This is a genomic window from Streptomyces sp. GSL17-111, assembly GCF_037911585.1.
GTDB lineage: Bacteria > Actinomycetota > Actinomycetes > Streptomycetales > Streptomycetaceae > Streptomyces.
On sequence record NZ_JBAJNS010000001.1, the window covers coordinates 3,424,007 to 3,436,343 of the forward strand.

Consider the following 12,337-nt stretch of genomic DNA (forward strand, 5'->3'; position numbering starts at 1 on the left):
TCCTCGCTCAGCCCTCTCCGTCCGGGCGGCCCTCCTGCGTGGCCGTCGGGTACTCCTGGTAGGTGCGGTCCTGCTCGGCGAACCCGTCGTCCCGCCACACGTAGGTGGCGACGTCCTCACCGGAGGGGCAGCACGTCGGGTCCGTGTCGAGGTAGATCTGGGTGTGCACCCGCAGTGTGCCCTCGGTCACCTCGGCGAAGACCGTCGGTTCCTCGTCGGCGAAGACGTTGACCCACCGCTTCGCCTCCTCCCGGTACACGTACGAGCCGACGCCCTTGCCGTCGGCGCAGGCGGACACGTTCACGACGAGGTCCTCCGCCGGGCCGCCGGTCAGCTCCCCGAAGGAGAAGGTGATCGGCCACTCCTCGGCCTCGCACGGCTCCAGCCCGCGCTTGACGGCCGGGCTCACCGCCCGGTCCGCGCGCAGCAGCGAGACGATCTCCACGTCGCCGCTCGCCCCGGGCGGCGAGACGGGCGCGCCGGCCGTCGGCACGTCCGTGTTCCGCGTCGCGCCCGGCGACGGCGGCTCCGGCGCGTCGGCCTCCGTCTCCCGGGCGGGCGACGGCGTCGCGGCGGGCAGCGGGCTGGCCTCGGCCGGAGTGCCCTCCGACGCGGAGGCCGACTCCTCGATGCGTACCCCGTCCCCGGCCGCACAGCCGGTCAGGACGACCGCGAGCAGCAGCAGGGTGACGGCGGCCCAGGCGGCCGCCGTCAGGCCGCGTGGGCCGCCACCACGCCGTGGCCCGCCGGCGGCTCCCCAACGTGATGCCACTCCCGCTCCCTGCTCTCCAGCTCCGTCCGCAGCCGCGACAGCGCGCGGTGCAGCGTGCTCTTCACCGTTCCGGTGGACATGCCGAGCGCCTCGGCCGTCTCCTCCGTGCTCATCTGCTCCCAGTGCCGCAGCACGACCACGCTGCGCTGCTTGGGGGCGAGCACGGACAGGACGTCCATGAGCAGCGCCCGGTCGGCGTGCTGACCGAAACGGTCCTCCTCGCTCGCCACCTCCGGCAGCGTGTCCGTCGGCACCTCCTGGAGCCGACGCGCCCGCCACCACTCGGTGCGCGTGTTGATCATGACGCGACGGAGGTAGGCGTCGGCCAGCGACTTGTCCGTGATGCCGTCCCAGTTTCCCAGAGTCCGGATGAGCGCCGTCTGCAGGAGGTCCTGCGCGTCCACCGGGTCGGGCACCAGGCGGCGGGCACTGCGCAACAGGGCGTCCTGCCGCGTGCGCACGTACGTCTCGAACGACTGCGGGGGCGTGGAGGATTCGCAGGTCTCCTCGGGGGGCAGCGTCACTGGGTCGCCTCCTCGTGGCCGACTCGCCGGGCGGGTTCCCCGGTCTGCCACGAAGGTAGGGACACGGTGTTGCGGCACCGTGCCCGCAACCGCACGGCCGCCGCACGGCCGGCCATCGGTTGTGTAACAGCCCGGCCGGGCCGTCTCCTGTGGAGGGTGACCGTGCGGACGGCGGGGTGGGACTACCCGTGCGGAAGCCGGTAGGCGGGCCCCGGCAGCGGCTCGACGAGCCCGTCCGCCACGAGTCCGTCCAGCGCGCGGGCCCGCTGCACGGCGTCGTCCCAGACCGTGTCCAGCGCCGCGCGGGGGACGGGTTCGGTGGCCTCCCGCAGGACGGCGAGCAGCCGGCCGCGCACCTGGCGGTCCGTTCCCGCGTACGTCTGGCCCCGGCGCGGCGGGCCCTCGTGCGGTGGCGAACCGGCCAGCCGCCACGCGCACTGCGCGGCGATCGGGCAGCTGCCGCAGCGCGGGGAGCGGGCGGTGCACACCAGCGCGCCCAACTCCATCGTCGCCGCCGCCCAGCGCGCCGCCACCGCGTCGGCCTCCGGCAGCACGGCGCGGGCCAGCCGCCGCTCGGCGGCCGTCGTCGCGTTCGGCGGGTACTGGGAGCCGGTGAGGGCGCGGGCGAAGACCCGGCGCACGTTCGTGTCCAGCACGGCGTGCCGCCGCCCGTACGCGAAGGAGGCCACGGCGGCGGCCGTGTACTCGCCCACTCCCGGCAGCGCCAGCAACTGCGCGTGCTCGGAGGGGACGTCGCCGCCGTGCCGTTCCGCTATGGCCAGCGCCGCCCCGTGCAGCCGCAGTGCCCGGCGCGGGTAGCCGAGGCGGCCCCAGGCGCGCACGGCCTCGCCCGGCGTCTCCTTGGCCAGGTCGGCGGGGCGCGGCCACCGCTCCATCCACTGCTCGTACACTGGCAGCACCCGGCTCACCGGCGTCTGCTGGAGCATGAACTCGCTCACCATGACGCCCCAGGCGCCGGCCTCCGGACGCCGCCAGGGCAGGTCCCGGGCGTGCGCGTCGAACCAGTTGATGACGGGACCATGGAGTGCGGCAGCGCTGTGCTCGGTCTCTGTGGTAGCAGTCATGTCGTCCACCATCCTGGCACGCCCCGCCGGGGGCGGGAACGCCGCGCGGCCATACCGCCTCCCGCGCGGCCCTTTGCGGCATGCGGCGGAGCGTGAACGGGCCGCCCGCGCGCCGCTGATACGAAAAGTTGACGTATCCAGCGGCGGGTGCGGCTCGGCGGACGGCTGATGTCTCGTAAGGTTTCCGGCGTGGGATCACTGCGCAATCCGGTCGGGCCGCTTCCCTCCTCCATCTACTGGCGACGGAGGGCGGTCGCGCTGTCCGTGGTCGCGCTGCTCTCCCTCCTCGCGCTGTGGATGTTCAGCCTGGGCGGCGGGGGTGGTGACACCCGGAACCAGGCCGGCGGCGGCCCGGACGACGAGCGCGGTGCGGCCAGCTCCATCACGCCCGGACCGAGCGCCACCGAGTCCCTCGACGACTCCCGGCCCGGCGGCCGCGACGAGTCGGGCTCCGGCGGCTCCGGCGGGGACGACGCGGACCCCGGCGCGTCCGGGGACGGTGACGGCGGTTCGGACGGTTCCGACGGTTCGGACGGTGACTCCGACGGCTCCGGCGGTGAGGGGGCGTCCAAGGACGGCAAGAACGGCGACGCCGAGCCCGGCGCTTCGGGCGGCGGGGACGTCGACGGTCTGCCCGTCTGCGCCGCCGGGAAGGTGAAGCTGAGCCTCGTCGCCGTCCGCAACACCTACGCGCCCGACGAACGTCCGCGGCTGCGCCTCACGGTCGACAACACCGGCGGCTCCGCGTGCCGGGTGGGCGTCGGCCCGGAGCAGGCCGTCGTCACCGTCGTGGACGCCGACGACGAGACCGTCTGGTCCTCCGAGCACTGCGCCGAGCCCGAGGACGCCGCCCAACTCCGGGTGCCCGGCCGGGAGAAGGTCGACCACACGATCGAGTGGGACCGCCGGGGCAGCGCGCCCGGCTGCTCCGGGAAATCCCGGGCCGAAGCGGAGCCGGGAACCTACCTCGCCGAGATCGCCGTCCCCGGCCTCGGCACCGCCCAGACCTCCTTCGTCCTCGCCAAGGACTGACGGCCCGGGTCCTGCGCCCGCACCGGGGCCTTCAGTCGGCCAGCGCGGCGAGGGTGGCGTCCAGGTCGCCGGGGCGCGGACGGTTGTGGGGCAGCTTGGCCAGCAGGCGGGCCATGCCGCAGGTGTCGGTGAGGGCCGAGAAGACCAGCCCGCCCGCGACGCCCGCGGACAGCAGCCGGGCGCCCCCGACGCGGCGTCCCGCCAGCAGTCCGGCCAGGACGAGGGAGCCGGCGGTGAAGCGGACCTGCCGCTCCATGCCCCACACGGCGCGGGCGCCGGCCGGACGGTGCACGTCGTGACCGAGCTCGGTCCAGCGGTCCGTCCCGCCCGCGAGGGTGGTGGCGGCGACGCCGTGCTCGTCGAGCCGGGCGCAGGCCTGCGTCGAGCGGGCCCCGGAGGCGCAGACGAGGAGGAGGTCGCCCCGGTCGGCGGCCGTGCGCAGGGCGGGCAGCGCCCGGTCGAGGTCGTCCAGGGGGATGTTGTGCGCACCGGGCAGGTGCCCGGCGGCGTACTCGCCCGGGGTGCGGACGTCGACGACGATCAGCTCGGCGAGCCGCGCGTGGGCCTGCTCGGGGGCGAGGGTGGGGGCGGCGTTCATGTCGGTGGTTCCTCTTCCTGATGGGGGTGGTGTCGCCCAGGATACGGGGCGGGGTATAGGTGGGGAGGGCGTGGAGGGCGGGAAGCCGGGAGCGCCCCGGCCCCGGTGGCTCACCACAGCGCGTCGGCCAGCATGAAGGCGGACACGGCGAGCAGGGCCACGGCGAAGGCGCGCCTGAGTGCGGTGCCGGAGACCTTGGCGGCCAGCCGCTTGCCGTCCCAGGCGCCGAGGATCGCCGCACCGGCGAACGGTGCGATGACCGCCCAGCCGAGCTCGGCCGTGGTGGCGCCGCGCGTCGCCAGCGAGGCGAGCGAGTTGGCCGAGATGACGAGCAGGCTGGTGCCCACCGCCGCCCGCATCTCGAAGGCGAGCACGGTGACCAGCGCCGGGACGGCGAGGAACCCGCCGCCCACGCCGAGCAGTCCCGTCAGCGCCCCCAGGCCCGCGCCCGTACCGGCCGCCCGCACCGGCCGCACCGCCGTGGCGGGCGTGCTCCGGGCGGGGGCCGCGCGCAGCATGAGGACGGCCGCGACGCCCGCCACGACGGCGAACGCCCCGGTCAGCACCGCCTGCGGCAGACGTGTCGCGGCGGCTCCGGCCGCGGCGGCGGGCAGCAGCCCGGCCGCCGCGAGCAGCGCGCCGGCCCGCCAGCGCACGTTCCCGGCGCGGGCGTGCGCGGTCAGGGCGGTCAGCGAGGTCGCCGTGACGATGAGCAGGCTCGCGGTGGTGGCGGCGGCCGGGGTGAGCCCGAGGAGGTAGATCAGGGCCGGGACGGCGAGCACGCTGCCGCCCCCGCCCAGCGCGCCGAGCGCGACTCCGACCACGGCCCCCGCGGCCAGCGCCAGGACGAGCGCGGTCACGGGCCCTCTCCGCCCCGCCCGGGCGGGGCGACCGGGAGTCCGGCCCGGCTCCAGGCGATCATCCCGCCGACGACGTCGGTGGCCTCGACGCCGCGTTCGGCGAGGATCTCGGCGGCCTGCTGGGAGCGGCGTCCCGAGCGGCAGATCGCCACCACGGGGCCGTCGCCCGCCGTCGGCGGCAGGGCCGCCCCCGTGGCGAGCCGGGACAGGGGGAGGTGCACCGCGCCGGGCACGTGCCCGGCGTTCCACTCGTCCGCCTCCCGGACGTCGAGCAGGACGGCTTCGCCGTGGGAGAGCCGCCGGTGCGCCTGCGCGGGCGTGAGGCGGTCCGGTTCGGGGCGGGGGCACATCGAGCATCACTCCGTGCGCTGAGCCGGTGAGGCGTCAGCGGGTCCGTGCGGTCGGGGAACGAGGCGACGTTCAGGCGCGGCCGTCGGGCCGGACGAGGTCCAGGCCCGCCTCCTCGGCGGCGTCGAAGCCGTCGTCGACGGCGACGACGTCCCGGCCTGCGGCGTCCAGCAGCGAGGCGGCGATCGCCGCCCGCATCCCGCCCGCGCAGTGCACCCACACCGTGCCCGGCGGGACCTCGTCGACGCGGCCGTGCAGCTCGTGGATCGGCACGTGCACCGAGCCGCTCACGTAGCCGTTCTTCCGCTCGGAGTCGCGGCGCACGTCGAGGACGACGGGCCGCTCGTCCCGGCCGAGCACGTCGGCGAGGTCGGCGAACGCGGCGCGCGGGAAGGAGCGCAGCGGCTCCCCGTCCCGCACCCAGCCGCGCGGGTCACCGGTGGCGGCGGCGGCCGGGCGGTCGATCCCCACCCGGGCCAGCTCCCGCTGCGCGGCCGCGACCTGCTCGGCGGTCTCGGCGAGCAGGGTGACGGGCTTGCCCCAGGGGATCAGCCACGCCAGGTAGGTGGCCAGCTTGCCGTCGCCCTCGAAGTTGAACGCGCCCGCGAGGTGGCCGTCGGCGAAGGCGACCCGGTTCCGCAGGTCCACCACCCACTCCCCGGCGGCCAGCCGCGCGGCGAGCTCGCGGGCGTCGGCCCGCTCGGGCGGCGTGAGGTCGATCGGGGCGGGGCCCGCCGCGTTGGCCGGGGCCATGTGGGCGTAGTAGGCGGGCACGTCCTCGAGCTGCGGCAGCAGGTCCGCGACGAACGTGGACACGTCCTTGGTCAGCGCCTCGTTGCTCCGCCGCTCGGCGCCGATCGTGGTCGCGTCCCCCTCGGCCTGCGAGGAGGAGCAGAAGCTGCCGAAGCCGTGCGTCGGCAGCACCGGGACGTCGTCGTCGAGCAGGTCCGCCAGGCGGTGCGCGGAAGCGTGCTGGGCGCGGGCCAGCTGCTCGGTGAGCCTCGGCTCGACGAGGTCCGGTCGGCCGACGCTGCCGATCAGCAGCGATCCGCCGGTGAACGCGGCGACCCCCCGGCCGGCCTCCTCCAACACGTAGGTCGTGTGGTGCGGCGTGTGGCCGGGCGTGGCGACCGCCCGCAGGACGAGGCCGTCGTCCACCGTCACGGTGTCGCCGTCGGAGACGGGGGTGCGGGCGTAGGCGACGGAGGCGTCGGCCGGCACCAGGTACCGGGCGCCGCTGACCCGGGCCAGCTCCAGGCCCCCGGTGACGTAGTCGTTGTGCACGTGGGTCTCGGCCACGTAGGCGATCCGCACGCCGCGCCGCGCGGCGGTCGCGACGACCTGGTCGATGTCGCGCGGCGGGTCGATGACCACCGCGCTCTCGGCGCCTCCGGCCAGGTAGCTGCGGTTCCCCAGCCCGGACAGCTCCAGGGTGTCGACGAAGAACACGACGGCGACTCCTTCCTGTGGCGTTTGTACCCCAGGGGGTATCCTTTCATTCACTGTAACAGAGATACCTAGGGGGGTATTTCAGGCCCGGGACGCGCCCCGGGCCGGGATGCCGCTTTCACGGGTGCCCCCTCTGCGGCCGAGTAAGACCCACCGTCCGCCACCGGGCCCGCGCAGCGGAAAGGCCCCCTCGATCCGGGGATCGAGGGGGCCTGCGGGGCCGGGCGGGGGGCCGGACCGGTCAGGACGGGGACCGGTCAGGACAGGGAGAGGAAGAGCTTCTCCATCTTCCGGGTGTCCAGGCTGTCGGCCCCGCCCTCGGCGGCCAGACACTGCTTGAGCCCGCTGGCGACGACGGCGAACCCGGCGCGGTCCAGCGCGCGGCTGGCCGCCGCCAGCTGCGTGACGACGTCCTCGCAGTCGCGCCCGTCCTCCAGCATCCGTACCACCCCGGCGAGTTGGCCCTGGGCGCGCTTGATGCGGTTGACCGCCGCACGTGTGTCGTCAGGAGGCAGGCGGACCATCGGACCGTCCCTCCTGGCCAGCGGACCCGGCGGCCACGGCACTGTGGACCTCGTCCATGTCCAGCTCCCGGACGGCGGTGATCACCTGGTCCAGCGCCTGCGGCGGCAGCGCCCCCGGCTGGGCGAACACGAGGACGCCCTCGCGGAAGGCCATCAGCGTGGGGATGGAGGTGATGTCGGCGGCCCCGGCCAGCGCCCGTTCCGCCTCGGTGTCGACCTTGCCGAAGACGATGTCGGAGTGCTGCTCGGAGGCCCGCTCGTAGACCGGGGCGAACATCCGGCACGGGCCGCACCAGGAGGCCCAGAAGTCGACCAGGACGATGTCGTTGCCGGCCACGGTCTCCTGGAAGGTGTCGGCGGTCAGGCTGACGGTGCTCATGGGGACCTCACATCGCTCTCTCGGGAAACACCCCCCGGGGTAGTCAACCCCCACCCCACCCCCGGTATTCCTCACCGCGTTCGCGGTGGGGTCAGACGTAGCGTTCGAGGATGGAGGACTCGGCGAGGCGCGAGAGGCCCTCGCGGACGGAGCGGGCGCGGGCCTCGCCGACGCCCTCGACCGTCTGGAGGTCGTCCACGCTGGCGGCCAGCAGCTTCTGCAGCCCGCCGAAGTGCTCGACCAGCCGTTCGATGACGGTGTTGGGCAGCCGCGGGACCTTGGCGAGGAGCCGGAAGCCGCGCGGGGAGACGGCGGAGTCGAGCGTCTCGGGGGCGCCGCTGTAGCCGAGGGCGCGGGCGACGGTCGGCAGCTCCAGCAGCTCGGAGTGGGTGAGCCGGTCCAGGTCGGTCAGCGCCGTGCCGACGGTGCGGGCCCGCTTGCCGGACTGGGGTACGTAGTCCCGGGCGACCAGCTCCCGCTCCGGCTCGACACCGGCGATCAGCTCGTCGAGCTGAAGGGAGAGCAGGCGGCCGTCGGTGCCGAGCTCGACGACGTACTCGGCGATCTCGGTGGCGATGCGGCGGACCATCTCCAGCCGCTGGGCGACGGCGGAGACGTCCCGGACGGTCACCAGGTCCTCGATCTCCAGGGCGGAGAGGGTGCCGGCCACCTCGTCCAGGCGCAGCTTGTACCGCTCCAGCGTGGCCAGGGCCTGGTTGGCGCGGGAGAGGATCGCGGCGGAGTCCTCCAGGACGCGGCGCTGCCCGTCGACGTAGAGCGCGATCAGCCGCATGGACTGACTGACGGAGACGACCGGGAAGCCCGTCTGGATCGACACGCGCTGCGCGGTGCGGTGCCGGGTGCCGGTCTCCTCCGTCGGGATGGAGGCGTCCGGCACGAGTTGTACGCCGGCGCGCACGATCTTGGTGATGTCCTTGTCCAGCACGAGCGCCCCGTCGAGCTTGCACAGCTCGCGCAGGCGCGTCGCGGAGAACTCGACGTCGAGGACGAAGCCGCCGCTGCACAGCGGCTCCACCGTCCGGTCCATGCCGAGGACGATGAGTCCGCCGGTGTTGCCCCGCAGCACTCGCTCCAGGCCGTCGCGCAGGGCGGTGCCGGGAGCGACCGCGCTCAGCGAGGCGCGCATCAGCTTGTCAGCGGCTGCTGCCCGGTCAATGGGTGCCACGGCGCTCCTTCGGTCGTGCGTGATGGCCGGCGGTTGCCTTCGCGGGTCGTACGTACGGGCGAGACCAGGGCAAAGTCTACCGGCGGCGCCGGGGCTCAGGCTCCGGCGTTGCGCGCGGGCAGGGCGCGCAGCGCGTCGCCTATGTCCGCGACCTCCAGAACCCGCATGCCGGCCGGTACCTTCCCCGGGTCCGTGGGCACGAGGGCGTGGGTGAAGCCGAGTCGGGCGGCCTCGGCCAGCCGCCGCTGGACGCCGGTGACGCGGCGGACCTCCCCGGCGAGCCCGACCTCCCCGACTGCGACCAGGTTCTTCGGCAGCGGGGTGTCGATGGCGGCGCTGGCCAGGGCGAGGGCGACGGCCAGGTCGGCGGCCGGTTCGGACAGCCGCACGCCGCCGACGGTGGCGCTGTAGATGTCGCGTTTGCCGAGTGCGTTGATCCGGCCGCGCTGCTCCAGGACGGCCAGCATCATCGAGACGCGCGAGGTCTCCAGCCCGGAGGTCGTCCGGCGCGGCGAGGGGATCTGGGAGTCGACGGTGAGCGCCTGCACCTCCGCCACGAGTGGGCGGCGCCCCTCCAGCGTCACGGTCAGGCAGGTGCCGGGCACGGGCTCGTCGCGCCGGGTGAGGAAGAGGCCGGAGGGGTCGGCGAGGCCGGTGATGCCCTCGTCGTGCAGCTCGAAGCAGCCGACCTCGTCCGTGGCGCCGTAGCGGTTCTTCACGCCCCGGACCAGCCGGAGCCGGGCGTGCCGGTCGCCCTCGAAGTGCAGGACGACGTCGACCAGGTGCTCCAGCAGCCGGGGCCCGGCGATGGCGCCGTCCTTGGTGACGTGCCCGACGAGCAGCGTCGACATCCCCCGTTCCTTCGACGCCCGGATCAGGGCGCCCGCCACCTCGCGGACCTGGGCCATGCCGCCGGGCGCGCCGTCGATCTCGGGCGAGGCCACCGTCTGCACCGAGTCCAGGACGAGGAGGGCGGGCTTCACGTCGTCCAGGTGGCCGAGCACGGCGGACAGGTCCGTCTCGGCGGCGAGGTAGAGGTGCTCGCTGAGCGCCCCGATGCGGTCGGCCCGCATGCGGACCTGACCGGCGGACTCCTCACCGGTGACGTAGAGGGTGCGCCGCCCCTCACCGGCGGCCTTCGCGGCGACGTCGAGCAGCAGGGTGGACTTGCCGACGCCGGGCTCACCGGCCAGCAGCACCACAGCGCCGGGGACCAGACCGCCGCCCAGCACCCGGTCCAGCTCGGGGACGCCCGTGGCGCGGGCCGCCGCCTGGCGGGCGTCCACCTGGCCGATGGGCAGCGCGGGCGTCGTCACCCGGCCCGCCGCCGTCGTCCGCACGCCGCCGCTGCCCGTGCCCGTCTCCTCGATGGTGTTCCACGCCTGGCACTCGTGGCAGCGGCCGAGCCACTTCGGCGTGGCCCAACCGCACTCGGAGCAGCGGTAGGTGGGGCGGTCCTTCGCGGGGGACTTGCGGGCAGCCATGCGCTCACCGTAGCGGCGTCCACCGACAGCCCCTACCGCCAGGCCGTGCCGACAGCGCGGGCCGTCGACCGTCGGCGCGCGGGGTGCCCGTCGGCTCCGCGGTCCCGCGCCCGGCGCCGAGGTCTCGTGCGAGTGGTTCGGGGGTGGCACGCGCACGCCCCTCGTCGTCCTCTTTCGAGTGAGATCATCACTCTTCCGGGCTAATCCCAGGCGCACGGGCGGAGTGCGCCCCCGCGCGCCGCCTACCGTCGCCGGGTGATGACCACCAGGCGCGAGCAGCACCCCGAGACCGGCAGCGCACCGCGGGCCCGCCGCGCCGCGTCGCCCGGGCGCCACGCCGGGCGTCCGGGCCAGGGCGCCCACCGGGCCGCCTCCCCGCGGGAGCAGCGGCGCGCGCGGGAGCGGGAGGAGCGCACCACCGAACGCACCACCGAACGCACCACCGAACGCATCACCGAGCAGCCGGCCGAACGGACCGCGCAGCGCGCGGCCGAACGTTCCGCCAAAGGCGCCGGGGCACGGCCGGAGGCGCGTCCGCCCGTGCACTTCGACGCCTACCTGGACGGGCTGTTCACCTACTGCCTGTCCGTCATGTGCGACCACGACGCCGCCGTCGCGGCCCTCGGCGACGCCCTGGCCGTCGCCGAACGCCAGCGCGTGCGCGACCGGGCCCCCACCGACCCGGCGCAGCACCGGCCGTGGCTCTACGCCCTCGTCCGCTGGTCCTGCCTGCGCCGCCTGGGCGCGGGGGTGCCGGTCGTCCAGGGGCCGCCGCTCACGACGCCCGCCGCCCGGCAGCGGCGTCGCGAACTGGCCGCGCTCGCCTGGCCGGAGGCGGCGGGGACGGTGCCCGAGCAGCGCGAGGCCCTGGAGCTCGCGATCCGGCACCAGTTGCCCGTCCACGAGGTCGCCGCCGTGCTGGCCCGCACCCCGGACGTCACGCGGGAGCTGCTGTCCAGCGGAGCCTGCGAGGTCGAACGCACCCGCGCGGCCCTCGGCGTCGTCGCCACGGGGGGCTGCCCGGCCGTCGCCGGGATCGCCGCCGAGAGCCGCCAGGGCGAGCTGCGCCTGGGCACCGCGCTGTGCCGCGAGCTCGTCCGCCACGTGGACGCCTGCCCCGGCTGCCGCCGGGCCTCCGAGCGGTACATGGCGGGCGGGCCCTGGCCCGGGACCGCGCCGACCGGTGGCGGGCGGCTGCCGCTGCTGTCCGCGCCACGGCCGTCCGTGCACGCCGCCCTGCTGCTCGCGCAGCGGGCCCGGATGCTGCACACCCCGCGCTTCGACCGCCGGGGCTTCCCGGTGGACGACCGGGACCGGTCCGCGCGCCGGGAGCGGCTGCGCAGCCGGGCGGTCACGACGACGGTCGTGGCCACCGTTATCGCCGCTCCGGTCCTCGCGGTGTGGGCGGCCTACCGGGGCGCGCCGCTGACCGGCGAGGCACGGGAGGAGGCCTCCGTGACGGCGGCCGAGGCGCTGGAGGAGGACGGCGTCCGCGACCACCCGTACGACGGCACCTCGCACGGCGACCCGGGCCCCGGGCCCGGCGAGCGCGCGGGGCGGGCGGGCGTCGCGGTGTCGCCGGGGGAGGACGGGAGGCCCGGCGAGGACGACGCCTCGCCCGGCCCCGCCGAGCCCTCACCCACGCCGTCGGCCTCGGACCCCGCCGGCTCCGACGGCGGGGCGACGACGGCGCCGGCGCCCGGTCGGCTCTCCGTCCGCGCGGACACCTCGGGCGGGGCCACCCTCATCACCCTGACGGCCTCGGGCGGTTCGGCGGTGACGTGGTCCGCCTCGACGGACGCCGCGTGGCTGCGGCTGAGCCGGACCTCCGGCACGCTGGCGCCCGGCGAGTCGGTGACCGTCCGGGTGACCGTGGACCGGGACGCCGAGCCCGTCGGCGCGTGGTCGGCGCAGATCCACCTCGCCCCGGCGGGGGCCGTGGTGACCGTCGAGGGGCAGGGCGCGTCGCCCGACCCGGGCCCGTCGGAGCCGCCCGAGGACCCGGAGCCGTCGGACCCGCCGCCCTCCGGGGACCCGTCCACCGAGCCGGGCCCGTCGGAGCCGCCTCCGTGACGCCCGGGACGCCTCACCGCCAC

At 75.8% G+C, this 12,337-nt stretch carries 13 protein-coding genes; 2 read left to right on the forward strand and 11 right to left on the reverse strand.

What is annotated here, in order from left to right; all coding sequences use genetic code 11:
• Window positions 1-7: 7 nt before the first annotated feature.
• The 3 genes from V6D49_RS15320 to V6D49_RS15330 form a co-directional block, all read right to left on the reverse strand.
• Window positions 8-772: a hypothetical protein gene (locus V6D49_RS15320; RefSeq protein ID WP_340560285.1), complete on the reverse strand. Its 765-nt coding sequence runs from the start codon at window positions 770-772 to the stop codon at window positions 8-10.
• The gene (locus tag V6D49_RS15325) at window positions 712-1,296 is read right to left on the reverse strand and encodes a SigE family RNA polymerase sigma factor (RefSeq protein WP_340560286.1); all 585 of its coding nucleotides are present in this window, start codon (window positions 1,294-1,296) and stop codon (window positions 712-714) included. The genes V6D49_RS15320 and V6D49_RS15325 overlap by 61 nt, the downstream gene beginning before the upstream one ends.
• Window positions 1,297-1,478: 182 nt before the next feature.
• The gene (locus V6D49_RS15330) at window positions 1,479-2,381 is read right to left on the reverse strand and encodes an A/G-specific adenine glycosylase (RefSeq protein WP_340560287.1); all 903 of its coding nucleotides are present in this window, start codon (window positions 2,379-2,381) and stop codon (window positions 1,479-1,481) included.
• A 189-nt stretch (window positions 2,382-2,570) separates the two neighbouring features.
• Between V6D49_RS15330 and V6D49_RS15335 the strand changes: the two genes are divergently transcribed.
• Window positions 2,571-3,413 carry a hypothetical protein gene (locus V6D49_RS15335; protein WP_340560288.1) on the forward strand — a complete coding sequence of 281 codons (843 nt, stop codon included), beginning with the start codon at window positions 2,571-2,573 and terminating at the stop codon, window positions 3,411-3,413.
• A gap of 31 nt (window positions 3,414-3,444) precedes the next feature.
• Here the strand turns inward: V6D49_RS15335 and V6D49_RS15340 are convergent, their stop codons facing one another.
• The 8 genes from V6D49_RS15340 to radA form a co-directional block, all read right to left on the reverse strand.
• Window positions 3,445-4,011, reverse strand: coding sequence for a rhodanese-like domain-containing protein (locus V6D49_RS15340; protein WP_340560289.1), 567 nt, complete (start codon window positions 4,009-4,011; stop codon window positions 3,445-3,447).
• Between the two features lie 110 nt (window positions 4,012-4,121).
• A complete protein-coding gene (locus V6D49_RS15345; protein WP_340560291.1) occupies window positions 4,122-4,871 on the reverse strand; it encodes a sulfite exporter TauE/SafE family protein in 750 nt (249 codons plus the stop codon).
• The gene (locus V6D49_RS15350) at window positions 4,868-5,221 is read right to left on the reverse strand and encodes a rhodanese-like domain-containing protein (protein ID WP_340560292.1); all 354 of its coding nucleotides are present in this window, start codon (window positions 5,219-5,221) and stop codon (window positions 4,868-4,870) included. Before V6D49_RS15350 ends, V6D49_RS15345 begins: the two co-directional genes overlap by 4 nt.
• A 70-nt stretch (window positions 5,222-5,291) precedes the next feature.
• On the reverse strand, window positions 5,292-6,668 hold the full coding sequence (locus tag V6D49_RS15355) for an MBL fold metallo-hydrolase (protein ID WP_340560293.1): 1,377 nt from the start codon (window positions 6,666-6,668) through the stop codon (window positions 5,292-5,294).
• Between the two features lie 257 nt (window positions 6,669-6,925).
• Window positions 6,926-7,192, reverse strand: coding sequence for a metal-sensitive transcriptional regulator (locus V6D49_RS15360; RefSeq protein WP_340560295.1), 267 nt, complete (start codon window positions 7,190-7,192; stop codon window positions 6,926-6,928).
• Window positions 7,173-7,571: a thioredoxin gene (gene trxA, locus V6D49_RS15365; protein WP_340560297.1), complete on the reverse strand. Its 399-nt coding sequence runs from the start codon at window positions 7,569-7,571 to the stop codon at window positions 7,173-7,175. Before trxA ends, V6D49_RS15360 begins: the two co-directional genes overlap by 20 nt.
• Before the next feature lie 91 nt (window positions 7,572-7,662).
• Window positions 7,663-8,718 carry a DNA integrity scanning diadenylate cyclase DisA gene (gene disA, locus V6D49_RS15370; RefSeq protein WP_340564045.1) on the reverse strand — a complete coding sequence of 352 codons (1,056 nt, stop codon included), beginning with the start codon at window positions 8,716-8,718 and terminating at the stop codon, window positions 7,663-7,665.
• Window positions 8,719-8,852: 134 nt separating this feature from the next.
• Window positions 8,853-10,241, reverse strand: coding sequence for a DNA repair protein RadA (gene radA / locus V6D49_RS15375; RefSeq protein ID WP_340560299.1), 1,389 nt, complete (start codon window positions 10,239-10,241; stop codon window positions 8,853-8,855).
• A 258-nt stretch (window positions 10,242-10,499) separates the two neighbouring features.
• Between radA and V6D49_RS15380 the strand changes: the two genes are divergently transcribed.
• Entirely contained in the window at window positions 10,500-12,314 is a 1,815-nt protein-coding gene (locus V6D49_RS15380; RefSeq protein ID WP_340564047.1) for a BACON domain-containing protein, read from the forward strand.
• Window positions 12,315-12,337: the final 23 nt, after the last annotated feature.